The organism is Pseudomonas sp. HMSC08G10 (genome assembly GCF_001808425.1).
Taxonomy (GTDB): domain Bacteria; phylum Pseudomonadota; class Gammaproteobacteria; order Pseudomonadales; family Pseudomonadaceae; genus Aquipseudomonas; species Aquipseudomonas guariconensis.
This window is the reverse complement of sequence record NZ_KV793306.1, coordinates 117707-140382: the sequence shown is the minus strand read 5'-3', so window position 1 is coordinate 140382 and position 22676 is coordinate 117707. Positions and strand designations below refer to the sequence as shown.

At 57.9% G+C, this 22676-nt stretch carries 21 protein-coding genes; all 21 read right to left on the bottom strand.

What is annotated here, in order from left to right; genetic code table 11:
• Nucleotides 1-45: 45 nt before the first annotated feature.
• Complete coding sequence (locus HMPREF3173_RS11040; protein WP_139146839.1) at nucleotides 46-699, bottom strand: hypothetical protein; 654 nt, start codon at nucleotides 697-699, stop codon at nucleotides 46-48.
• 176 nt (nucleotides 700-875) lie between these two features.
• Nucleotides 876-1019: a hypothetical protein gene (locus HMPREF3173_RS24580; protein WP_168166381.1), complete on the bottom strand. Its 144-nt coding sequence runs from the start codon at nucleotides 1017-1019 to the stop codon at nucleotides 876-878.
• A gap of 87 nt (nucleotides 1020-1106) precedes the next feature.
• On the bottom strand, nucleotides 1107-1871 hold the full coding sequence (locus HMPREF3173_RS24335; RefSeq protein WP_139146838.1) for a hypothetical protein: 765 nt from the start codon (nucleotides 1869-1871) through the stop codon (nucleotides 1107-1109).
• 25 nt (nucleotides 1872-1896) lie between these two features.
• Nucleotides 1897-2163 (bottom strand): hypothetical protein, encoded by a 267-nt coding sequence (locus tag HMPREF3173_RS24330; RefSeq protein WP_139146837.1) that lies wholly within the window; start codon nucleotides 2161-2163, stop codon nucleotides 1897-1899.
• 187 nt (nucleotides 2164-2350) lie between these two features.
• Nucleotides 2351-3052 carry a hypothetical protein gene (locus tag HMPREF3173_RS11030; RefSeq protein ID WP_070573087.1) on the bottom strand — a complete coding sequence of 234 codons (702 nt, stop codon included), beginning with the start codon at nucleotides 3050-3052 and terminating at the stop codon, nucleotides 2351-2353.
• 114 nt (nucleotides 3053-3166) lie between these two features.
• Nucleotides 3167-3901, bottom strand: coding sequence for a hypothetical protein (locus HMPREF3173_RS11025; RefSeq protein ID WP_070573085.1), 735 nt, complete (start codon nucleotides 3899-3901; stop codon nucleotides 3167-3169).
• A gap of 9 nt (nucleotides 3902-3910) precedes the next feature.
• On the bottom strand, nucleotides 3911-6418 hold the full coding sequence (tssH, locus tag HMPREF3173_RS11020; RefSeq protein ID WP_070573083.1) for a type VI secretion system ATPase TssH: 2508 nt from the start codon (nucleotides 6416-6418) through the stop codon (nucleotides 3911-3913).
• A gap of 12 nt (nucleotides 6419-6430) precedes the next feature.
• Nucleotides 6431-9553 (bottom strand): type VI secretion system protein, encoded by a 3123-nt coding sequence (locus tag HMPREF3173_RS11015; protein WP_168166380.1) that lies wholly within the window; start codon nucleotides 9551-9553, stop codon nucleotides 6431-6433.
• A 309-nt stretch (nucleotides 9554-9862) separates the two neighbouring features.
• On the bottom strand, nucleotides 9863-10441 hold the full coding sequence (locus tag HMPREF3173_RS11010) for a DotU family type IV/VI secretion system protein (RefSeq protein WP_168166379.1): 579 nt from the start codon (nucleotides 10439-10441) through the stop codon (nucleotides 9863-9865).
• A gap of 13 nt (nucleotides 10442-10454) precedes the next feature.
• Entirely contained in the window at nucleotides 10455-11861 is a 1407-nt protein-coding gene (gene tssK / locus HMPREF3173_RS11005) for a type VI secretion system baseplate subunit TssK (RefSeq protein ID WP_070573077.1), read from the bottom strand.
• On the bottom strand, nucleotides 11858-12448 hold the full coding sequence (tssJ, locus tag HMPREF3173_RS11000; RefSeq protein WP_070573073.1) for a type VI secretion system lipoprotein TssJ: 591 nt from the start codon (nucleotides 12446-12448) through the stop codon (nucleotides 11858-11860). Before tssJ ends, tssK begins: the two co-directional genes overlap by 4 nt.
• Nucleotides 12445-13476 carry a type VI secretion system protein TssA gene (gene tssA / locus HMPREF3173_RS10995; protein WP_070573070.1) on the bottom strand — a complete coding sequence of 344 codons (1032 nt, stop codon included), beginning with the start codon at nucleotides 13474-13476 and terminating at the stop codon, nucleotides 12445-12447. The genes tssJ and tssA overlap by 4 nt, the downstream gene beginning before the upstream one ends.
• 8 nt (nucleotides 13477-13484) lie before the next feature.
• On the bottom strand, nucleotides 13485-13772 hold the full coding sequence (locus tag HMPREF3173_RS10990; protein ID WP_070573068.1) for a PAAR domain-containing protein: 288 nt from the start codon (nucleotides 13770-13772) through the stop codon (nucleotides 13485-13487).
• Between the two features lie 12 nt (nucleotides 13773-13784).
• Complete coding sequence (locus tag HMPREF3173_RS10985; protein ID WP_139146836.1) at nucleotides 13785-15629, bottom strand: type VI secretion system Vgr family protein; 1845 nt, start codon at nucleotides 15627-15629, stop codon at nucleotides 13785-13787.
• A complete protein-coding gene (gene tssG / locus HMPREF3173_RS10980) occupies nucleotides 15563-16504 on the bottom strand; it encodes a type VI secretion system baseplate subunit TssG (RefSeq protein ID WP_168166378.1) in 942 nt (313 codons plus the stop codon). Before tssG ends, HMPREF3173_RS10985 begins: the two co-directional genes overlap by 67 nt.
• Entirely contained in the window at nucleotides 16495-18291 is a 1797-nt protein-coding gene (tssF, locus tag HMPREF3173_RS10975) for a type VI secretion system baseplate subunit TssF (protein WP_070573064.1), read from the bottom strand. The genes tssG and tssF overlap by 10 nt, the downstream gene beginning before the upstream one ends.
• A gap of 13 nt (nucleotides 18292-18304) precedes the next feature.
• Nucleotides 18305-18694: a hypothetical protein gene (locus tag HMPREF3173_RS10970; RefSeq protein ID WP_070573062.1), complete on the bottom strand. Its 390-nt coding sequence runs from the start codon at nucleotides 18692-18694 to the stop codon at nucleotides 18305-18307.
• A 27-nt stretch (nucleotides 18695-18721) separates the two neighbouring features.
• The gene (locus tag HMPREF3173_RS10965; protein ID WP_043206629.1) at nucleotides 18722-19201 is read right to left on the bottom strand and encodes a hypothetical protein; all 480 of its coding nucleotides are present in this window, start codon (nucleotides 19199-19201) and stop codon (nucleotides 18722-18724) included.
• A gap of 24 nt (nucleotides 19202-19225) precedes the next feature.
• A complete protein-coding gene (tssC, locus tag HMPREF3173_RS10960) occupies nucleotides 19226-20701 on the bottom strand; it encodes a type VI secretion system contractile sheath large subunit (RefSeq protein ID WP_070573060.1) in 1476 nt (491 codons plus the stop codon).
• On the bottom strand, nucleotides 20698-21183 hold the full coding sequence (gene tssB, locus HMPREF3173_RS10955) for a type VI secretion system contractile sheath small subunit (RefSeq protein WP_070573057.1): 486 nt from the start codon (nucleotides 21181-21183) through the stop codon (nucleotides 20698-20700). Before tssB ends, tssC begins: the two co-directional genes overlap by 4 nt.
• Before the next feature lie 244 nt (nucleotides 21184-21427).
• The gene (locus HMPREF3173_RS23915) at nucleotides 21428-22666 is read right to left on the bottom strand and encodes a hypothetical protein (RefSeq protein WP_083299996.1); all 1239 of its coding nucleotides are present in this window, start codon (nucleotides 22664-22666) and stop codon (nucleotides 21428-21430) included.
• Nucleotides 22667-22676 lie beyond the last annotated feature (10 nt).

The window sequence follows — 22676 nt, the reverse complement described above, 5'->3', positions numbered from 1 at the left end:
ACAGCGGCCTGCACAACCGCTAGTTGCTATTAAGCAATATCCGATTCATACAACCGTGACACTTAGGCTTGGGTTGATTTTACAAAGACGGCTCAAGATAGCCATTCGCGTGGCACTCCCGTCTTTCAAACCATCACTCACGTGCTCTCGGGTACATATAATACCCACCACCTTGATCCTCCGTGTTTTCAAGGCATTTATTTCCAGACTCGGCCTACCCACGACCAGCACCTCATTATGATACTTGTGATTTCGGAGAATTTTATCAGGCGTCACCAGCACCCTGTATTTTTTCAGAAGCTTAAACCAATCCAATTGGGTAAGCCTATAGGGCGACTGATAATCATTGAAAAAGTAAATCGGCGAACATGAAAAACCCCGAGGGATAACACCTAGAATGTTTTGAGGCGGGACTTCCAACACAAGCGCCACTTCGCCAAATGTGTGCTCATGCGATTTTCTAATGCTCATGTGGCGATCATCGTGCCGCCTTAGTGATACCTGCTTGATATCGATCAAATTGGTAGGAAAAACATCACATTCATTGAGCACATCTTCAGCCCTACACCTTGACAAGGGACTGCCTTCGAACTTGTCTAGGTTCACCCGGTACACCAAGAACTTCTTTTGCTCGACTGCCAGTTGCGCCCACTGACACAGCGTACGTTCAGTCTTGCTGTTGTAGGAATATCTCGGCATCTTCGTCTCCCCCCTGGTGCACTTCCCCCAACCAAACATCGCGACGCTCCTAGTGCCTGTTTATAGCTCTCATGTATCTAAAATTGAAGCGCATTGGGCAGCCCATTGCTACCACCGCTTTTCCACTGACATCGATAGCGCTGTCTTGAGAAAGACAACGTCAACACACCACGCCTTCACTGCTTATTGAGCAGTGCACTCACCACGTCCGGTAGCAAATGCTCATCAATCAACCCATCGATTTCTCGCACATCACCACCAGATGCAGCCTCGAGACGGTGGACGACGTTGTTCAGCTTGAGTTGCGTAATCGCCGTCATGCTGCATCGCGGTGCGATCGGAATATAGTTTTCGCTCTTTCGCTTTTGAAACCATCGCTCAGATTCACACTGTTCGCCAAGACAGGTTTACGCTTCCTCGACTGGAAGATCGGGATTCAATTCGCACAAGCGCTGAAGTATCTCGACGTCCTCCGGACTAAACCCGAAACGTCCCCGCGTGTAAATAATCCCCTTCACTTCCACCTTTTTCGTTTCTGAAAAGTGCACCCGGACATTCGGGCGGGTCACTATCAAAATCTCGTTATATCTCCCGAGTCCCATTCCGGTTTTTTTCATTATCTTGCGCGGCGATTCAATTTTAGTATACGCGCCTCCGCGCAGGGGATGCGCTGCACTTCTGTCGCCTAGAATCCTATTCGCAAACTCGTAATTTTCTGCAGATGCATGTGTCGGAAAAAAGACGTCTTCTGGAAAAGTGCCTAAAATATTTTCTGGCGGCACCTGTAGAATCAACGCGACATTTGCATACATTCTCGGCGCCTTCTTCGGCAGCCTTGCTATATTTGGAGCCGGATTACGGATCTGCGCTTGCGCCCATAATCGTCTGCGATGGATCAAAGATGTGGAAATAACATCCCATCCGCTCAAGATATTCTGCGCCGGACCTTGGAACAACTTGCTGTCGGGCAGCGCATGCTCCCCCACGGCATGCACCAAGCAGAGCCCCATCTCGGAAATACGCCCCCACTCTTGCAAATTTTTTTCGACTTTCTTGTCGCAAGAATATGCTGGATATGGAGTCGCCGGCTTGAAGGTAAAAGCCGCTTTCGACTCCTCACCCGATAGCGCTTCGAATATCGAACTGACGCGTATTTTATTCAACCAACCCACATGACACCTCGTATTACCCCACGCTTTAGACCTGCACAACACCAAGCCCTGGACTCAACTGACGAAGGCGACTGATAAAATCCAGTTCGAAACTCGATCGATCCCGATCATTTTCCGCAACCTCGTATTTAGACGCATAGAGCATACCGCGCACCCTGATCGGTTGCGTCATCGTGCAATATATATTCACATTGGATTTGCCGACGACCAGAACTTCATTATGAAACGCCGTTCGTCCAATGATTTCGCTTGGCGGAACGACCTTATTATATTTCTCCACCAGCCATTGCAAAACTGTTCTGCTCCGCCAGTCGCTCCCATTGGCCTAGCGCGTGCTCGACACTTTTATCATGAGTATTTGGGGTGCAGCCGCCCCGCGTCGCTCAACCTGCCCATCGATAGTCCAAGTGCCCGTTCGTACATTACGGCACGTCAGCATGTATGAACGCACCGCACCTTTACAAATCTTCAATAAGGTCTTACATGGCAAAGATTTCAAGGCCTGGATTCTGCACTCGCAGCAGCCTAATCAAATTAAAATCTTCACGCAGTTTTTCACTATCGTACCGATTGACAATTACCACACCCTTTACGTTGATTTTGCGCGTCTGGGCAAAATGCACACGCGTGTAGGGCCGACCAATCACCAGTACTTCATTGCCAACATTTTTGTACTTGAGCAGTTCCTCCGGCGTCATAATTTTACGATACCCACCTTTGATTTTCTTTCCGCTCCGGCTAATACCCGCCTCTATGCTGTGGGCCAACTGATACTTAGAGGTCCGTCCAGGAAACGGCAGCCCGACAGGCCGAGAAAACGTCCCGAGAATATTTTGAGGATTTATGTCCAGAATCAGACCAATCCCGCGAGTCCATGGTACCGAGGCAGGGTTGCCATACGAAGCCAATGAGGTGGAAAACACATCCCACTCCTCGATAACATCCTCCGCTTTTCGCCGACTCAGATCACTGCTCAAGAAACACTCCAGCGTCACGGGATGTGCCAAGAAAAGGTCGCGATCGTCCAGGTCTTCCCACGTCGTCAATCGCTGTTCCAATTTGGGTTCGAGGGAGTATTTTGGCGTGCATGCCTTGCCATGCATATTGAACTTGGTGTTGGTGGGTCGCCGCCGCAGCAAAGACGACGTAGCAGTTTCCGACTTGGACTTCAAATCAGTCATGAGCCTCTCACTTTCAGATTTCGTTCGCACAGATAATATTCGACCATTCGCCACTTCGATTTAGTCGCTAGCATTTTAGAATCGATATCGGCGATTGATCACATCTCGACAATCTTAAACAACACTAAGCGGCAACTTCGGATTTAGCTCACACAACCTTCGCAGTAACGCAGCCCTTTCCCAAGGCAGGTCACGCAAAGACAACTCGCAATTCTGATAGTGGAGAATACCGACAACCTTGATGGGCTTGGTCATTGCGTAGTGCAACTTGAACCCCGGCCTGCCCACGACGAGAACTTCACTGTATATATAAATCTTCGACGCCACCCACTCAGGCGTCTCGATACGATTGTAGCCGCCTTTTATATAAACGCGTCGCCCCAACGGCTTGTCTTTATAGGTCGAACGCCCGGACAATACGGATCGGGCAAACTTATTCTTCTCACCCGTTTCATGGGTGGGAAAGTACACATCCCCCCTGAACGTACCCAAGATATTTTCAGGCGGGACCTCCAATATCAATCCAATCGCGGCAAACGTTCCATGTGGCGTCCGTTGATTCCCAGCTTTACCGCTCGGAGAGGCAATCAAGGAGGTCGAGAACACGTCCCACCGCTGGAATACCTCCTCAGCGGGCCTTCTCGTCAATTCACTCGAGAGGCCATGGTCAGTCCTGATCGCGTGCACCAGGCAAAGGCCTTTAGCAGAAAGATTCGCCCATTCACCCAACTTGGACTCTGTCGCTGGATTCGTCGAGTACCGCGGGCCAGGTAGGACGCCACGCATTTCAAAGTTGGAAACCGACGGCATGGCGTGTTTATACGCTACCTTGGAATTGAAGATGCTCATTCTTGCCCCCTACGCTTCGACCGCCGAAAGGTTTTTCCACTGACACTGATAGCGGTTTTTCGAGAACGACAGAGTCAGCACCCCTGTCTTGCCCTGTTCGGTCGCTACCACCCTCGCCACCTCGGGAAGCACGTGTTCATCGATCAGTTCATCGATTTCTCGCGCCCCGCTTTCGCTCACACGGCACGCCGTTGCAATCGCTTTGACGATGGCCGGTTTAACGACCAGCTGCATATACCCTCGGGAGGCTTCACCGACGCGATCAACGATCTTGTCCAGTTTGAGCCGGGCAATTGCCATTAACTGTTCGAGGCACAGCGGTTGATAGACCTGTAGATTCACCCGCCCCATGAAGGCCGGCTTGAACACCTGGGCACAGGCTTGGCGAACATGCGACATCACCTCATCGTCCGCACGACATTCAGTCAGCAGTTCCGATCCCACATTAGTGGTCATCACCACCCAGGCATCATGGAAACTCACGCGTTGCCCTTCGGCGTCCTCCATCCAGCCCTTATCCAGGACCTGGTAGAACATCTCGCGTACGTCGGGGTGAGCTTTTTCGAATTCGTCCAGCAACAGCACGCAGTGCGGTCTCTTCCTGACCGCTTCGGTCAATCGTCCGCCTTTGCCATAGCCTACGTAGCCGGCCGGTGCCCCTTTGAGTGCAGAGACCGTATGCGCCTCTTGATATTCGGACATGTTCAGCGTGATCAGGCTCTCTGGCCCTGAGCCATACACCTGTGCCAATGCCAATGCCGTTTCTGTCTTGCCCACCCCCGAGGGGCCGGCCAGCATGAACACTCCAGCCGGCTTGTCCGGTGCCTGCAGCCCCGCTCGGGTGATGAACAGTTTGCGGGCCAGCGCCTTCAATGCCGGTTCCTGACCGGCCACGTAGGTTTGCAGCTGGCCGAGCAATGTCGTTTCGCTGGCTTGCGTGCGCTCCTTGAGCTTGCCAAGCGGGATTCCGGTCCAGCCCGAAAGCACATGCGCCACGCACATCGCATCGACGTGGGCATGGACCATCACCTGCTGTTCATGCGCCTCGGCCAGGGATCGGCTGGCGGCATCGCCAGCGGGCACTCCGGCAAGCGTCTCTTGTACCCAGGCTCTTTGCTGCTGCCATTGCTGGTAAACATCCTCTCGAGCTCGCTGGAGCCGTGCTTGGGTGCTGACAAGCTTCTCCAGCAGCCGAACCTCGCGCTTCTCGCGCGCCAACCAATCCCGATGGCTGCCCAGACTGGCCAGTTGTGCATCCAGGTCTTCCAAGGCGTGCGGAACATGGGTTTGCGAGAGCGCGACCCGTGCACAGGCTGTGTCGAGCAATGCCAGGGATTTGTCGGGCAACTGGCGATCGATGATGTAGCGCGTTGACAAGCGCACGGCCGCTTCGATCGCTTCGTGGAGAATGGTCACCCCATGGTGCCGCTCCAGCAGCGGAGCGACATGGCGCAGCATCGCAATGGCGGATGTTTCGCTCGGTGGCTCGACCTTGATCAACTGGAAACGGCGCGCCAGCGCGGCGTCTTTTTCAAAGATGCTCTTGTACTCGGCCCAGGTGGTCGCGGCGATGACCTGAAACTGGCCTCGGGAGAGCGCCGGCTTGAGCATGTTTGCCGCATCGTTCTGCCCGGCCATGCCGCCTGCGCCTTGCAGTCGATGGGCTTCGTCGATGAACAGCACCACCGGAACAGGCGAAGCCGCAGCCTCTTCCACCACGCTTTGTAGCCGCTTTTCAAACTCACCTTTGACACTCGCCCCTGCCTGCAGCAGCCCAAGGTCCAGGCTGTAGACTTCGCAGTTTTTCAGGACTTGCGGCACGTCGCCGGCCGCAATGCGCTGCGCGACCCCTTCGACCAGTGCAGTCTTTCCCACACCGGGTTCACCGACCAGCAGCGGATTGTTCTGGCGACGACGCAGTAAGACATCGATGACCTGGCGAATTTCCTTTTCGCGCCCGATGACAGGATCGAGGCGCTGCTCACGCGCTTGCTGCGTCAAGTTGTGGCCATACGCTTTCAACGCCCCGACTTCCTGTCCAGACGTTGGCTGCCCATGACCTTGGGTGCACAACCATGCCACTGCCGCAGACGCATCGCAGGTAAGCCAGGCGTGCAGCGAGGCCACTTCCGGATGACGCGATCCGCCCTGTTCGACCCATGACGCCCAACAACACGCCACGCCAATCGACGAATGCCCCCATTGCAGGCAGGCCCGCTCCCAGGCGTCGTCCAAGACACCGACCAACGACTCGGAAAACACCACGCTCTGGGTATTACCGCCGGGTTTATCCTGCAATCGGCGTTTCAGCTCGACCTGCAGCGCCTGAAGATCTAGGTCGCAATGGCGCGAAAGCCCTTCAGCCAAGTGGGGCTGCTGGCAAATCAGCGCAAACAGAAAATGATCGCAGGTGATCTCGCAATGTCCGGCCTCGCTGGCACGCAAGGCTGCTTCATCCAGAGCCTTGCGCGCTTCGATCGACAAAGAAGCCACCCGTGATCTCAATGTATCGTGCATTACCCGTAGCCCTTAACGTCGACACTGGACGGCGCTGACGGGCAGAGCCGTCAAATTGCCGGTGAAATAATTGCCATGCTGCTTTGCAGCGTCCTGTAAAGCCGAGATCTGCCCCCGTACCGGTGCCATGGCCTGCGTCACCTGTTGCCAGGCACGCCATCGCTCCAAGGCGCGCTCATGCCCTTCCAAGGAAAAACGCACGAGGATCTCGTTGACGCCTTGCAGCGAGAACACCAAGGGATCGGCGGCCTCGAACGCCTCCAGCGCATAACGGTGCTCGCCACTTGCAAGCTCCTGGAGAAATCGCGGCCAGGCATCGTCCCCAAGCCACTGGCGCTTCAACTCGCCTTGTGGAAACACCACCGACAAACTCACGCTCTGACACTGGCCCGGCGCCCAGCGAAACACACGCTCCTCGTACAGGTTTGCGCTGGTTAGCGCTGTGGTCTGCTTGCCGCAAGACAAACCGAGTTTCGTACCAATCGGCATCAGCGCTGCCCCACCAGGAATGGTGGCTGGTTGGGTGGTGACACGGGTTTCGAGCCATTGCTCGCTCATCGCCGCGCCCAGGTCCTTCAGCCTTGCCAGCTCAGTTTGCTGCGCTGAGAGTTCATCTTGATTGCGCGTTTGTTCGCGCAGCGGCAGACGCTCCAGATCCTGGGACGAAGTCGCGCTGTTGAGCACTTGCAGGAACTCCGTCGTGAACGGTATCGCGCTGTCCTGCCAGTACTTCGGCGAAAGCCCCGATTGGCCGGGCGTCAGATACGCCAGGGCCTTGTCTTTCAAGAAGCCTTGGAACAATTGCCAGGCCATTTCCTCCTGGCGACGGGCGTTGTGCTGAAGCCGCGTGTCGCTCAAAGGCTGCAAGACCTGGTTCTGCCAATGCCCTTCCAGTTCGCAGGCAACGACCGAAACGGCATTGGCCGTCAGCGCGTCAACCTGTGTGCGCAACAGCTCCCAGACCGTGCCGCTGCCCTGCCCCTGGGCGGGCAACGCCATGTGTTCCTCAAGTCGGGTGAACGCCGCGTGCAACGCCTCCAGCACGTTGGACGCCGATTGCCCCTCACTTTCCTGATGAACGAACAACCCTTGCGCCGTCCTGGCTAAGTCTGTAGGCCGCAATGTCATGTTCACTGCCGCAGCAAGGTTGTCCCTCCATGCTTGCCATACCTCACGGTCCTGCTGGCTGGCATAGGCCTGGCTACGCGTGCTACCCCACTGTCGATAGAACCAACCCCGAGCGCCTTTTTCCCAGACGAACAACCGCTCCTGCACGGTGGCCGGTCGCCACTGGGCCTGCAGGTGCGACACACGGCGCATTTCATTCAGCCATGTCTGGCTTTCAGCGCCAGGGATGGTCGCCAGCTCCGATACGGTGCGCGCGATAAAGCGGCTCGCCGGATCCTGCCCGTTGAGCAATGCCACGCTCTCGTCGCTGGCAAGGGGGTGTTCTGCGTGTGCGTGGACTTGCGCGATCGTATCGCCGATAAAGGCCAGCCAAGCTTCCTGCCGACGCGAGTTCCAGGTTTTCCAGAAGGCTTGGAATGGCTGCCGATCGGCGCTGTGCAATGCGCGGGAGACCAAGGTGATTTCTTCTTGCACTGTTCGCTCGCCCGCCTGCAGCCACAGGCCCGACAGTTCGGTTTGCACGGGCCAATGTTGCCAAAATTGGGCAGACCGCAATGCCGGTAATGTGTCGCGCCCTTGCAAAAGCCAAGTCCAGGCCGGGTCCTGCTCGACCCACGACAACAGCAGCGCGCGCTGCTCGGCCAACGGCAAGCGATCAGGGTTGCGCCGCCCCCATGCCCGTGTGATCAACAACACTTCCTTCGGGCTGAGTGATTTGTCGAACGTCAGCGGATAGAAACTATTGCCCTCCCAGTGCAGCGGTGCGAGCACTGGCAATGTCTGCTGATCGAGCACCGCTTCCTGCAAAAGCACAGCCGAGCTCAGTTGCAGGATCATTTGCCGTTTCTGCGCGGCGTCAGCCTGTGCGAACTGCTGTTGCCATAGGACCTGGGCCGCCGACTGGTCGTTTTCGCGCCATCCCCCGGACTCGAGCAACTGCCGCTCGAGCCGTGCCTGCCAATACCTCATCAACGGCACATAAGGCATATGCAGCATCGGCTGAGCGAAACCTGCATCCAGTTGCGCCAGCCGCACGACACTGACCGGCAACTCCGAAGGGGGAGGTGCGTCATACAGGTGATACGTCTTCCAGCCGCTCCACAGCAGCGCCCCGGCCGCTAAGGCGAATACCACCCTAGCAAGCGACGGCCTGTGCACACCTGGGCAACGTACATACCGCTCCCCTGCCGACGATTGCGCGACCTGCAGCAAGCGCTGACTCAACAACTCTGCAACAAAATATCCCTGGCGTTTTTCTCCGGCTTGGGCCATTCCGGGCGCAGCCGTCAACCACACGCCTTTGAGTACCCCCGTGGCGTGGTAAGGGTCTGGTTCGCAGAGCGCGACCACGAAACGCAGTAGGCCGGGTTTGAGCGCCCGCACCCGCCCTGGGAATCCCAGGCGCTGCGCCGTGGCCTGGCCAGGCGGCGTGGCGTCCAGCGTGCTCAGGCACTGGGTCAGCAATCCGTCGCAGAGCGTGTCGAACAACGGCTCGAGAAACGACGTGTTTCGATCGACGACCGGTGGGCGATCCCACTGGTACCCCAAAGCGTGTTCACGCTGCTCATCCGTCAGCGTGCGCTGCCAGGCGTTGAAGCCTGGCAAGGCATCGATACCGGTAATCACGACATGCACCGGCAATGCTTGGCCGCAGGCTTTGATCAGTTGTTCAAGCTGCTCACGCAGGCGACGCCCATGTTCATGCAGCTGCACCGGAGAATGCGTCTGCAGTGCCGTGCAATTGATCGAGACGAGCACGCCCTGGGGTGGCCGGACCTGCCTGGCCCATCGCACCAGGCGTTTCCAACTGCGCTGTGCCGTGGCATTGCCCGTTGAGAAATGACTACCGACGTCCAGCACACACAGGTGTTTGAAGAACCACCATTTCAATGTCCGGGTCGGGAGTATCCGTTCGCGCGTATCCAACTGGGACAACACGGGCAGTTGTGCGCTGTCGAGCAGCGTCGTCTTGCCATCGCGCCCACCTACGAATACAAACCAGGGCATTTGCGCACCAAAGCGATTCAAGCGCTTTAATGTACGCGCCCCGCTTCGCCAATGCTCACGCAACAAGAAAACCTTTCGGGAAACTTGAAAGCCGGCGAGGAACCGATGCATACGCGGATGCCCGCGAAGTTCGCCGAACGCCACCATCAACAGGCGAAACAGCAGAATAACCAACAGAACACCGGCCCACATAAACAAGGCAGCAAACAACGAGCCCTCTCGAGCGAGTGCAACTAACGCGCACAACAAAAAGAGCAAGCCAGCCAGTAAAATCCAGCCGGAGGATGAAAGTATCTTTTTCATGTTTGACTACAAGAAGGTGAACAACAATCCAACAGAAACCATCGCCCACAAGACTGTCAGGGTCAGAAAAAAACGATAACGCCATATCCAAAGATGCCGACGCTTACGCTTGATGCCTTGACGGTCGACAGGTGTTATTTCTGCGCAACTGTGTTCGGGTTGCCAGGCGTGGGGCAACGCTTGGCGCGCCGACGCGATACGTGCCCGTAATTGCGCCGGCTCAAGATGGCGATACTTGCCTTGGAATCCGAGCGACAGGCAAGTCAGATAGACCATGCGTATTTGGTGATTGCACGCGTCCAGAGCGTCAAACCTGGTAAAGAAGGCTTCCCCGCCCACCACTGTTTGATAGTGTTCAGACTGCAGCAAACGGTCGCGCCACTCATGGCGCAGCGCCAACGCGGAACACAGCACCCATTCATCGACCCAAGCCATGATGGCAAAGCGCGAGGCATGTAGATCATCCTTGCCGACAAGAATCGCGCTGGCCTGTGCGGCTTCGGCCAAGTACCGCTCCACCTGTTGCCGAAACGCGGTGAAATCCCCTGCCGTATCCGCTTTTGTGCTGGCAATGAATTGGATCAAGGGAAGGTAACACTCAACGACCTGCATCAATTCGCCCTGCATAAACCAGCTGAACGCTCAAATCATCGGGCGCGTATGCCCAGAAGAAACTGAGTTTCTGAAACTGTTCCGCCGTTACCCAATTTGGGTCACGGATATCAATTTCCAGATAGCATGTATCTTCACGCCTAGGCAGCTCTATAGGTGTTTTCTGACATAGGCGTAGCGAAACACCTGACAATGCATGCTGAATCAATGACTCCATTCTCTGAGGGTCGGCCAGTTTGGCGGTATCCAGCCCATGAACCATCGCCTCGTTGTCAATGAACCTGCTGCTTTGAAGTTTTATATATAAGCTCTTGGCTTGAGCGATCATTTGCCGATCAAGGCGGCTTTGATAAATCCCTCGCTCGTCCCGCTCGAAGGTGCGATAGGTATTTTTTTCCAGCGCAATGCTGTTGAGCAGCCTGTGCAAAACTCGCTGGACTTGCTCGAAACTTTCAAACAGCCGGTCGTGGTCGTACTGCAGCGCTGCCGACGCATCGTGCTGCCACTGGCCCAAATGGTTGCAGTCATCGTTGAAGGTGGAGAGTTCGCCGACCAACTGGGCCAACAACAGGTGCGCCTGCCAGGGGTGGACACCCGGCGCGCCCAGGTAGGCCTGCAACATCGGCAGCGCACGATTGAGCGAACGCATGACCAGGGTCAGCACCAAGGACTCATTGCTGACTTCGCTGGTGAGCCTGCATAACGAGTGTTTGAGCTCAGCCAGGCCCTGCGTACGCTGGGTCAGTTCGAAAAAGATCTGCTCGAGTTTCGAACGCAAGGCCTCGGAACTGTCCAAGACGATGCCAGGTGGTGCGTAGGTTTCGTCGACGACCACTTCATGGTCGCGCATACGCACACGCAACAATGGGAAGCACTGATCGCTCAATGCCTCCTGGCGCTCGTCGTCCCAGAGCAGACGCAGGCTGTGAAGGACACGCGGCACTTCGACTTCCGGGCCCTGGTGATACAGATCACGCATCGTGTGTTCGGGAGTCGCCGTGACCCAGCGCGTCAGTGGCTGCTCGCGGCCTTGCTCTAGCACGGTGACATTCTGTTGCTGCGGGTCGAGCCGGCGCAGCGCTCCCCAGATGGTGAACGGCTTGTCACGCTGCTTCCAGGCTTCACGAAAACAGCGTTTTTGCAGATGGCAGTTGCCTGGAAACGCAAGGTACTCACCGGCGGCTGTCACCACTTCCAGAGCGTGAAACTCCACCGTGAAGTCGAGCAAGGCGTGCGGGTTGACCTGAGCCTTGACGATCCCTGACTGCCACGGCTTGCCATGGCGCCAATGCTGCGCATGCTGCCAGCTTTGATGAAGATCCATCGACTGGAAATGCTGCGGCTGCAGGTAGAGCCCGGAGTACCAGTAAACGGGTAGTTGCGCCTGGATCATTGCCCATACTCCTGTCGATCCGAGGAGGTCGGCAGCAGGTTCGTCGCGCCCTCGAGCTTCACCAGCGCGCGCTCCCCCCACAATGTCGAGAAACGCAAGGTCTCGATCGATACCTTCCAGCCGAGCCATCCCCGCTTGATTTCAACCGGTACAGCAACCACCGCAGCCTGCTGGGCGCCGGGCACGGGATAGTAGCCAGCGATGACTGCGACGTACCGGGCGTTCTCGACACGGTTCACATGCAGGGTGGCCTGCTGGCCAGGCAAAGCCGTGAAACGGTCGATCGCAAGTATCTGCGGCGGCAATGCCGCACCGCTGAACAACGCGCGAGCAGCCTTTTCTGATGCGACGAGCGCGTTAAGGCTGTGTTGGTCACGCGCTTGCAGGATCAACAGCGATACCGAGTTGGCCAGCCCTTTCCAGGCATTGAGCGTCGGCTCGGTCTTCACATTGACCACGATGCCGGCCTCCGCATACCAGGGCGGCGATTGTTGCAGCAGTTTCTGGCGCTGCGCCTCGTTCAACGAACACGCGCTAGACAGACCCGCAACGCACAGCAGCACAAACCATCGAAGTGGACGCATCATGCTTGCGGCCCCTCCAGGACGAGGTTGATGTCCCTCAGGCAGTTCTCGTCGCGCACCATCTCCGCCAACCATTGCTGCAACGGCATGCTCGCCCAGCGCACCGCCCGGTCCATCAGCATCGGCACAGGACTGGAGGGCTCGTGCTGACGAAAATACCGGGCGATGTCCTGCATCTGGCTGATTGCGGCTTCACGAGACTGGGCTCCCTGCGCCGCACGTTCCGCCACACGCTCGGGGGATGGCGCCTGCCCCCCTTCATCGCTGACTCCGAGCGGAGCAAACCATTCCAGCATCCGCGACACAAAAGCGTCCCACTCATCAAACTTTTCCTGGGTTTTGGCCATCACGCTTGCGCCACTGCTGGCCATGACTGCGGACAACCCGTGGGCGAACGGTTGCAACAGGCTGCGACAGTTCCTGACCTGCTCAAGCAGAGCATCCAATTGCGCAGCCTCCAGTTCCCGAACCACCCACAGACGAAATTGCTCCAGGCTGTATTCGTCCGGTGTGTTCGTCTCTTCGCTGCGCTTGAGGTGCTCATGACGAAGCACCTGCTGCCACCAAGCCAGCGAGCACTGCGGCGAGCCGGTCATCGAGTGGGTTAGCAGCCATTGGCCAATGTCCCGATCCAGGCGACCGAACATCGCCAACCGATAAGGTTCGCCGTCGGCCTCCAAGGCCGGAAAGCCGCTCGCCCACCACTGGCGCACCATGCTTTCGAGCAAGGCCAGGCCTTGGGCCAATCCTGTCAGCCCTTGCTGGTGCATCCAGGCCTGGGTCACCCAGCAAGCGATCTGAAAGTGCTTGGAGTGCTCCCTGAGCACCTCCTCCCCGAGCAAAATGACTTGCTGCCAGTCGGCGACCTTGGCTTCGCAGGCCCACTCGTCCTCGGCCACCACCTCCTCGTGTTCGCGCGCCTGGCGAATCTGCTCATAGAGGCTGTCGTACTCGATGTCGTGCCCCGCCGGGGCCTCGGAGCCGATTGGCGCCATCAACGCCTGAATCCGCACGTTATGTTCTTCACTCATCTGGGTTGTTATCCAATCAGAACTTTCGGGTATCCCACAGCGATGCTGCCGCCATGCGCGCATTGGTCACCCATACGCGCGGCTGGCTTGCCGCCGATCAACACTTTGGCGCTGCCTTTGACGATGGTGTCCGCGGGCCCGGTGCAGGTCAGCAAGTCGCCGACCACCGCTGCGGGCATGCCACCGATGAGCACTTTCGGATTGCCGGGCCCGGTGATAGGCCCGCCGACATGGGGAACTGGGTCAGCGGCCGGGCAAAGGTGCATATCGCCCAGACGTGCTGCTGGCTGGCTCATGGTGTGCGCTCGCTATCCAATTTTGATCAGGCCACCATCGATGACCGTCAAAGCGTCACCCTTGAGGGTGATCTGCGGGGCTTTGAGAGAGATACCGGCAGGGCTGATGCTGATCTCGCTGCTACCCACCTTGATGACCACATTCTCGTTGGACTCGATCAGGCACGCCTTCGCCGCACTGATGGTGCTGCCTGCCGTGCGGCTTTTTATCCGGTGCTGGCCATCGAACTCCTGGGTGCAATCGCCTTTTGCCGTGAGGCGGTAACTCCCCTGCCCTAGGTCTAACAGGTCATCGCCTTCCTTGATCTGCGTGCTTCGTCCTGTACCGACGGTGATATGGACGGCATTGCCGAACTCGGCCAGCAAGTCATGCCGGGTTTTTAGCGAGAGGTCCTTTTCCGAGTGCAGCTGGATCAGTTCCGCGTCTTTTCGGTCATCGAACACCAGGCGATGACCGTGACGGGTATCGCCGCCAGGCTCGCTGCGCGTGGTGATCCCACTGCTGAGCTTTTGCGCTGGCAGCGGCACCGGCCAGCTATCGCGTTCGTTGTAAAGCGAGCCTGTGACCACCGGGCTATTGGGGTTGCCCTGGATGAAACTCACCAGGACTTCGGTGCCCACTCGGGGCAGGCAGAACGCGCCAAAGCCTGGCCCTGCCCAGCCCTGGGCCACGCGAATCCAGCAGGACGCGGAGTCACTCTGACGCTGCGCTTCATCCCAGTGAAAGCGCACTTTGATACGGCCATGTTCATCGACATTGACCGCCTCGGACGCAGGCCCCACCACGGTTGCCATCATCACGCCCGGAATGACCGGAACCGGTGTTTTCCAGTGAGGCCGCAGCTTGAGGCTTTTCGCTTGCAGACCAAGCCTTGCCGGCTCGGCCTTGCTGTTGGCAGACCGGTTGTCGATGGACATGTCCATCGAAACCACACAGTACTCGCCCTCGTGCGTAGGGTTTCTGCCCAGGCTGACCCGTTCTCCAACACTAATCCAGAATGCCATTGCATCGGCGTGCAGGATGCCCCGCGACGCGGCTTCTTCGTTGCGTACTTTCGCTTCGCTGTCAGCCCGACGCGTCCATTGCTCACCGTTGGGGTCCAGCACGGGCAATGCCGCGCTGTCGATCCAGCCGTGCACCGGCTCGACCGCTTCGGGCGGTGCCGGCGCCCACTGACTCGCGACCACCCCTCGAAGACTGTTGAGCTCCAAATCGCGCCATGTTTCCTGCCAGATCAATGTCGGGCCTTTGGCGCGTTCACAGCCGCCGGTATGGTCAATCAAGACAAGGTGGTGGGCATCGGGTGCATGCCGGAAGAAATAGTGGATGCCCGCACGCTCGAGCAGACGCGATATGAAGTCGAAGTCGGTTTCCTGGTACTGCAACCAGAACGGTTGTTCGGGGTACTCGCCGATCAAGTGCGTCGTCTGTGCGGACAACCCATACTCGGCCAGGATCGAAACCACCAGATCGACCACATTGATGTTCTGGAAAACCCGCAGATTCCGACGTTGTCGAGTCACCGCCAGTTGCGGAACCACACTGAGCTGCCAGCGGTGCTCCTCGCACTGATTGACGCTGCTGACATACCCGTGAATGAAGCGGTCGATTCCGGCGGATGCGATCCGACAACTCACCAGGGTACCCAGCGCGTCGATGACGGGCTCACCGGGGTAGGCACGTATGGTCATCGTGTACTCGAACAACGAGGAAAGTGCTTCCCGCCCCTCGACCCGGTGGATTTCCCACCGTGCGTGCGCGGGTGAACTGAAGCTCAGTTTGGTGAGGATCATGTCACTAGCTCCCAGGGTAGTTTGATACGGCGCTCGACCTGCCCTTGACCGAGACAAGCGCACATGCCCAACCGCCGCTTGCCCAGCACGGCAGGCAGCGGCATCGGTTCATGGATGGTGATTTCGATGTCGAAGCCAAGATCGGCCCCGACGAAGTACTGCAGGCAGCGATGCAGCTGCGCCAACGAGTCACGCCCAGGCATGAACGACTGCGCCTGCAGGGAACCCACCGGACCTATCGAAAGGGCAAAACGGCTTTGCGGCACCCAACGCACGCCCCCCAACATCGGCGCATGGCCCAGGGGCAATTTCATTGCGCCCAGGGGCGACAGCGTGTATTCGCTGGCTGGTTGCCAACTGCCGGTAAACGGACGAATCACCACTGGCACGTCGAAAACCTGCTGTATCCAGCTTTCGAGCACCGTGAGCGAGCGAACCGGCTGCGCCAGCAGCGACGCATAGCGGTACGACAACAATGCTTCGTCACGGGGGTTGTTCAGCACGCCGCTCAAAGCTCGGCTGGCCGTACTCAGTGGTACCTCGTCGCGCAGCTCTGCACGCGCATAGCACCGGCTTTTCTCCCAGACAAGAAAACGCAGCACCTGCAAGCGATGCGTGAACAGATCCAGAAATGCCTTGGCCGCACGCTCACCACGGGTGTAGTAGCGGTCGATCAGCCATTGGGTGTAAGCCGTCGGCAGCGCGCCCAATGCTCCTACCAGACCACGCTGCCAAACAGTGATTCGCCAACGGCCCTCCACCTTGTGCGCATCGCTGACTTCAGTGGGCGAGGCCTCTAGCGAGAGCGGTGAAACCATCTCCAGCGAGTCTTGCAACAGCTCGTTCTTTCCCGCTGGCCGCTCGCCGGCAATGCGGTTCAGCAGTTGGCGTACATATTGGTAAAAATGCCGGTTGACCGCCGACAGCCTTACAGCCACGAAAGCCTCCCCGCCCTGATCGGCCACTGTTGGCGGGACTCCTCGACTCCCTCGATGCAGGTAGTCAGGCGCGAAAACCCATTGACTGGGGCATATAGACCCAGCAGATGGTCAAGAAAACAGCAGAACAGGGTGTAATAGCCAAAGGTCCGGGCCTGGGTGGCGAAGCTGACCGTTATGCTCAGCCCGCGTGCCGTTGAATGGGGGTCGCTGGCGATCAGGCGTTCGTGGATCGAGGTCATCTGGAGGTCCCGGACAAGCTCAATCGCTTGGCGAAAGCGTGGACAATGGCTCAGGTTGTAGAGCGACAAGCTGTGCTTGAGATACTGGCACCCCTGTTGATCGCTCAGCAGCAGATGATTGAGGGTCAACTGGGAAACCAACCGCCAGACCGAGGCCGTCCCCTGCGGTGGATGTACGGGTGCCGAGGGACGCGTCAGGGCGTTGATGGTCATCCCTGGCAGCTCGGCCGGTGCCACGAAGTCTCCATCAGGATGCCCGTTGGCCATTTCCGTAGGCAGCGCGCCGTTAGTGCAAAGAATCTCCAGCATCACGACGCCCGCGAGCTCGGAATGGGGCAAGGGACGGCGGTCGGAAAACGCGATGAACGTGCCGATGCCAGCGCCGTCCTTTCGCAGTAGCTCTCGTTGCACAAGCTGCCAATGCAGCCCCGGCCCGGCATCGACGTGATAGCCCTCTAGGCCCAACAGTGGCGAAAGGATCGTCGTGACCGCTTCATCGCCTTTGACCTGGCGCAGCCTGACCGACTCAATGGCCCAGAACACTACGCTCTTCTGGTTTTTCATGTCCGCGATAACCGGATGTTCGTCGACTTGCGACTGCAAGGTGATCGGCTCTGCGCGGCATGCGAATAAATTAAGCGCTGGTGTGCAATTGATCTGGAAGTTGGCAGCACTTACCAAAGGTGCGATAGCAGCCAATGCAGGCGCCATCCAATTGCGCCGGAACGTGATTTCCCATTCCAAGGGCTCCGGCCCGGCAAGACTTGTCTTCTCCGGTAATGGCAGATCCAGGAAGTGAAAGCGTTGCGCGAACTGCGCGAAGTCCAGCATCAGGCCATGGGTCGGCGCGGTCCGCGCCTGCTTGTGCAACAACAGCTCGTCTTGCTCGAATCCCACGTGTCGAAGGCGCTGCACTGGCAAATCGAAGCGCTTGCCAGCGTGACGCACCGTGATGTGCTGGACATGCGCGCACAACTGGGCCAGCAGGGTATGCACCAGTTCTTCGCTGCCCTCCAGCCAAACGCGCAGATGGTTTTCGCGAATGACACTCCCTGGCCAGGGTTGCACTGACAAACGCAACTGCCACGTATCATCCAGGTGTGACTGCGCAAGGCACGCGTCATCGACTCGGGCCGGCCAGATCCGCAAGGGGTAATGAGTCAGGAACCGACAGGTCTGCCCGTCGATGGGATTGCTCTGCAGCTCGAACCCTGCCGGGATGTTCCGCACCTGGGTCATGCCCCCTTGCTGGACATCCGGCTGAAACTGCACGATGCACGACGAGGGAAAGGATCTGAGCAGTTGTGGCGCAAGGTTTTGCATCACGCCGTTGGCGATTTCCGGGACATCCTCGTCCAGCCGCTGGTGCAGTTGCGCGGTCAACAGCGCGAACGACTCCATCAGCCGTGCGGTATGCGGGTCGTCGAAATTGCCTTTTGACATACCCAATGCCTGGGCGACGCCCGGAAACCGTCGGGAAAAATACTTTCCCTGCTGCGCGAGCAACTGCAGCTCCTGGCGGAAATAAGACATCAAGTTACGCATAGAGTCTCTTCGTCTAGGGACGGATAGCTGCGCTATCGAGGGCATCGTTCCAGACGATGGAAAAAGCGATGTCTTCATCGCCGACGGCGGCGACGAACGAATAGGTCATACCTGCCGAGCACTGCTGCTGCTCGAGCAGTCGCACTTGGTGCATGCGGGGCTCGAATGCCAGGATCGCCTCCAGCAAACGCCGCCCAATTTCTTCCTGCTTCTGGGCAAGAGGCAAGCCATCGATACGCTCCAGCTGAATTCCGTACTGCAGGATGGTGTCTTCGCCACCTGCCCCGACAGGTGCTGCCGCCTTGGACTGCAGCACCATTTCCAGCTCACTGAGCAGCTGATGCAGCCATGCCTTTTCGTCACACGACACTTCGTGTTCGATCAAACGAGACAACAAGGACACATCAGCTTCCCTCAGCGTGGACGTGCGTCAATGCTGACGAACACCCTTCTCCCAAGTGATGTCCTTCTTCTGCGCGCCATTGGCGTACTGAGTCTGGATGGTTTGGAAATCGAGTACGAAGCCCGCGACGTATTCACCCGAGGTTTCTTCGGTATCCAGGCTCAGGTCCTGCACGATGACATTGGTCAACGTCACTTGAGTGAGGGGCTTGGCATTTTTGTCGTTGCGGTCCGCAACAGCGGCAATGACCACTTCCTTGATGGCTTCTTTTTTGTTGATGAAATGATCATGGATATCGCCGGCCATGTTGTCGGACAGTGACAGTTGGATTGGAATATCGAAGTACTCCGGCGCCTCGTTGACGGTCAGCGCTTTGCCATCGGCGGTACGCTGCATGCGGCGCACCATATGCAGCGAAGGGAAATTTCGCGCGGTTGCCCAGGTACTGAAATCGCTTTTGTTCATACCGCCAATCCCGTCAAGGTACACGGCGACTGTCTTACTCATCGTACTGCTCCAGTGGTTGGTTGATTAAGATGCCGAGGCAGGAAGTTCTGCCACCAGGCGAAGCGAGAGCGTGAGCCCTTCCAATTGGTAATGCGGTTTCAGGTAGGCCACTGCGCGGTACACGCCGGGAGCGCCCGCGACTTCCGACACTTCCACCCGGGCTTCACGCAACGGCCGACGCGCCTTGAATTCCGCAGAGGCGGAATCGGAAGCCAACACGTACTGGTCGATCCAGGCCTGCAGATAGTCCTGGCATTGTTCGCGAGACATGAAACTGCCCACTTTGTCGCGCACGATGACCTTTAAATAATGGGCAAAGCGGGACGTCGTCAGGATGTAGGGCAACTGGCTGGACAAGCGCGCATTGGCGTTGGCGTGGTCGGACAGGTATTTGCGCGGCTTGTTGACTGAGGAAACTGCGAAAAACGCAGCGAAATCGGTGTTCTTGCAGTAAATCAGGGGAATGAAGCCGAGGTCGGCGAGCTCTTTCTCCCGGCGGTCGGAAATGGCCACTTCGGTTGGGCATTGAAGCAAGCGCTCGCCGCTCTGCGCCGTGTAGGTGTGGGCCGGCAGAGACCGCACCAAGCCACCGCCTTCGACACCGCGGATATTCGCGCACCAACCGTACTCTTCGAATGCCTCGACCAACCGGCCGGCCAACTCGTAGGCTGCATTGACCCACAGGTAGCTTTCATCCGGGCTGACTTGGAGATGGCGTTCTTCGAACTGGAAGGTTTCGGCAGTCACCGTTTTGCTGCCGTAAGGCAAACGCCCGATGACACGCGGCAAAGTCAGGCCGACGTAACGCGCGTCGTCGGTCTGGCGGAAGCTGTTCCAGCGGGCGTAGTCGGTGGTGTCGAACAGCTTGCCCAAGTCGCGCGGTTGAGCGATATCCCGATAACTGTTCATTGCGAACATGCCTGGCGCCGCGGCACTGAAGAACGGCGCATGGGCCGCAGCGGCGACATGGGAGATCTGCTCGAGCAACTGGATGTCTTCTGCGGTGTTATCGAAGGCAAAGTCGCCGACGAAAGCGGAGAATGGCGTTCCGCCATAAGTGCCGTATTCGCTTTCGTAGACAGCCTTGAACAAGACGGATTGATCGAAATCCGACGCCGATTTGAAATCCTTGAGCAGTTCGCGCTTGTTGCAATTGAGCATGCGCACCCGCACGTTTTCCGTCACGCTGGTATGGACCAGTTTATGCAGCCCCGACCAAGCCGACTCTCGCTGCCTGAACGTCGGCGCCTGAATGATCAGGCTGACCTGTTCGGAAAGCAGCTGATCGATCTGGGCGATACGTGCCTCGAGGCTCGAGACCAGATCGCTGGACAACATGACCGAGCCCGCCTCGAGCTCCTGGAAAAAATGTGTCAACTGCGTGCGCAACTTGCCACGGTCGGACTCGCGACGGATGGCGTTGGTGGAATCGATGATTTCGTCGAGCAATTGCGTGGCGACAGGCTGGGCGAGCTGTTCTTGATGGGCTACCTGCGTCATGCGGTTTCCCCATCGTCGCCTGGCTGCCCTTCGGGGCGGTAGCCCTGCTCCAACGCAGCGCCAAGGCGCTCTTTCAATTGGATATTGCTGGCGGCGCGATTACGCAGCTCGCTCAGCTCGTTGCGCATTTGCAGCAACGCCTTGAGTTCAGGAACGTTCTGCACGACCTGGTCGGGCGTGAAGTCCTCCATGGACGAGAACGTCAAGGCCAACGCCATTGCCCCCTCTTTACCGGGCAATACGCTGTCCACTATCACGTCCGCGCAGGGGCGCAGGCTGCTCATCACCTCGTTGAAGTTGTCTTTATCGATGTTGATGAAACTGCGCTCGCGAAGATCGTTATCCTCTTCTGCAAATTCACCTACCGCACCAATCACCAGCGGCAACTCTTTGCTTTGTTCAGCGCCCCCTGTTTCTACGTCGTAGGTAATTTGCACGCGCGGCACGCGCACCTTGCCGATCTTCGATTGTGTTCCGGACATAACTACGCTTGATTCTCAACCATGAACGATACTGGTCTGCCCGATAAATCGCCGTTCACTGTGCGGTCATTAACCAGGCAGGCGCTTCAAATGCGCTACTGGGCAATCGCCCAACGCATTGAGTGGCGGAGATGATCGTCAGTTAGTCGCCCCCGAAGAAGACGGACAATCCATAAAACTTGTAAGGAAACCCTTATACAAGGAGGCGTAACTGCTGCGCGCTGAACGCGTTCGCACAAAAGTGCTAGAGCACCTGCGCATCGAAGATGAGCGTTACCGTCCCTGCGTAGGTACTGCCGGGGTATCCAAGCATGCTGCCGACATGCCCTGCTCGCACGGTGAGATGCAACGTCCCTTTTGCATTGGCGATAGCCGACACCGGCACCAACCGCCGTGCACGGAATGGGTCGGGAATGATGATCAGCCGCTGCACTGGCCCGTTACCATGCTGCACGCTGGAGGGAAGCGTCATCTCGACGAAATAGGGCACACGATGCCCCTGGTCGTTTCCGATCAGGCATAACGAGGTACCGGGAAGCTGATCGGAACACGTTGCGTACACGGTCAAAGGACCGGATGTGGTCAGGCGAAACGGCAGGTCGCGTGTAATCTGAGCAGGCGCTCGCCCACCGGACCATACCCCCCAGCCGCCTGGTGGCTCCAACACGGCACGGTCCGTCCCCGGCGGGAACTCGACCTTCAGTTCGTGCCGTAGATCGATCTCGAATTCGACCGTCAGCGTGCTGTCCAAGTCCCGGACACCTTCACCGAAGTCGAAATCCGCAGCGGCGCCCTCCATCGTGAAGACGAGAGTCCCCCTGTATATGCCTGAGACGATGTTGGTCGGTGCTGGCAGACTCAGCCTGTAGCCGATTCCCGTTCGGCTGACGAGCGAGACTTTCAGATCGCCCGACTCTCCTCGCGGGCTGCTGGCGTAACACCACTTCGAATCACGCTCCCAGAACGCCCATTGAAAGGTGCCCCCAAGCCCCTCCGGCGGAAACGGTGCACGCACCACGCTGCACGAGCCTTGCACATCGCGTGTCGCAATCGGGCTGTTGCTGGCTACAGGACTTTCGGCAGTTACGATCGCGTACTGGCTGATATGCGTGACCTCGAACTTCAAATTCAAGGTCTCGCTACCACCGTCACGACGCACCAGCAGGCTTCGAGGCTGCGGAACCCTCACGTAATACTGCTGCCGAGCCAGCCTGTCCTTAAGGGTCGTTTTGCGATAACTGATCGGTAGGTCCACTGCATTTTCCGACGCGCTTTTGCACAGGTCTCGCCAGGTTTTGCAGATCCACTCATTGGACGAGCCATAGCGCAGGAACTGGCTGCCCGTCTCGGTACGAAACCGCGCACCAATCGTGACATTGGCCGCTTCGGCCCACGACGATAGCAAAAGAACGAGCAGAACCACGGCCGCTCGCAACCCCGCGGGGAAATACCCCATCGACATGCCCTCCTGGTGATCATGCATGGGCGTGGGC

Coding starts and splice junctions, on each gene's coding strand:
- tssA (WP_070573070.1), bottom strand. CDS start 13,476: ATGAGTGAAGAACATAACGTGCGGATTCAGGCGTTGATGGCGCCAATC.
- tssB (WP_070573057.1), bottom strand. CDS start 21,183: ATGTCCGGAACACAATCGAAGATCGGCAAGGTGCGCGTGCCGCGCGTG.
- HMPREF3173_RS10990 (WP_070573068.1), bottom strand. CDS start 13,772: ATGAGCCAGCCAGCAGCACGTCTGGGCGATATGCACCTTTGCCCGGCC.
- tssC (WP_070573060.1), bottom strand. CDS start 20,701: ATGACGCAGGTAGCCCATCAAGAACAGCTCGCCCAGCCTGTCGCCACG.
- tssF (WP_070573064.1), bottom strand. CDS start 18,291: ATGCGTAACTTGATGTCTTATTTCCGCCAGGAGCTGCAGTTGCTCGCG.
- HMPREF3173_RS10965 (WP_043206629.1), bottom strand. CDS start 19,201: ATGAGTAAGACAGTCGCCGTGTACCTTGACGGGATTGGCGGTATGAAC.
- tssH (WP_070573083.1), bottom strand. CDS start 6,418: ATGCACGATACATTGAGATCACGGGTGGCTTCTTTGTCGATCGAAGCG.
- HMPREF3173_RS11030 (WP_070573087.1), bottom strand. CDS start 3,052: ATGACTGATTTGAAGTCCAAGTCGGAAACTGCTACGTCGTCTTTGCTG.
- tssK (WP_070573077.1), bottom strand. CDS start 11,861: ATGATCCAGGCGCAACTACCCGTTTACTGGTACTCCGGGCTCTACCTG.
- HMPREF3173_RS11040 (WP_139146839.1), bottom strand. CDS start 699: ATGCCGAGATATTCCTACAACAGCAAGACTGAACGTACGCTGTGTCAG.
- HMPREF3173_RS11015 (WP_168166380.1), bottom strand. CDS start 9,553: ATGCCCTGGTTTGTATTCGTAGGTGGGCGCGATGGCAAGACGACGCTG.
- HMPREF3173_RS11025 (WP_070573085.1), bottom strand. CDS start 3,901: ATGAGCATCTTCAATTCCAAGGTAGCGTATAAACACGCCATGCCGTCG.
- tssJ (WP_070573073.1), bottom strand. CDS start 12,448: ATGATGCGTCCACTTCGATGGTTTGTGCTGCTGTGCGTTGCGGGTCTG.
- HMPREF3173_RS23915 (WP_083299996.1), bottom strand. CDS start 22,666: ATGCATGATCACCAGGAGGGCATGTCGATGGGGTATTTCCCCGCGGGG.
- HMPREF3173_RS24580 (WP_168166381.1), bottom strand. CDS start 1,019: ATGACGGCGATTACGCAACTCAAGCTGAACAACGTCGTCCACCGTCTC.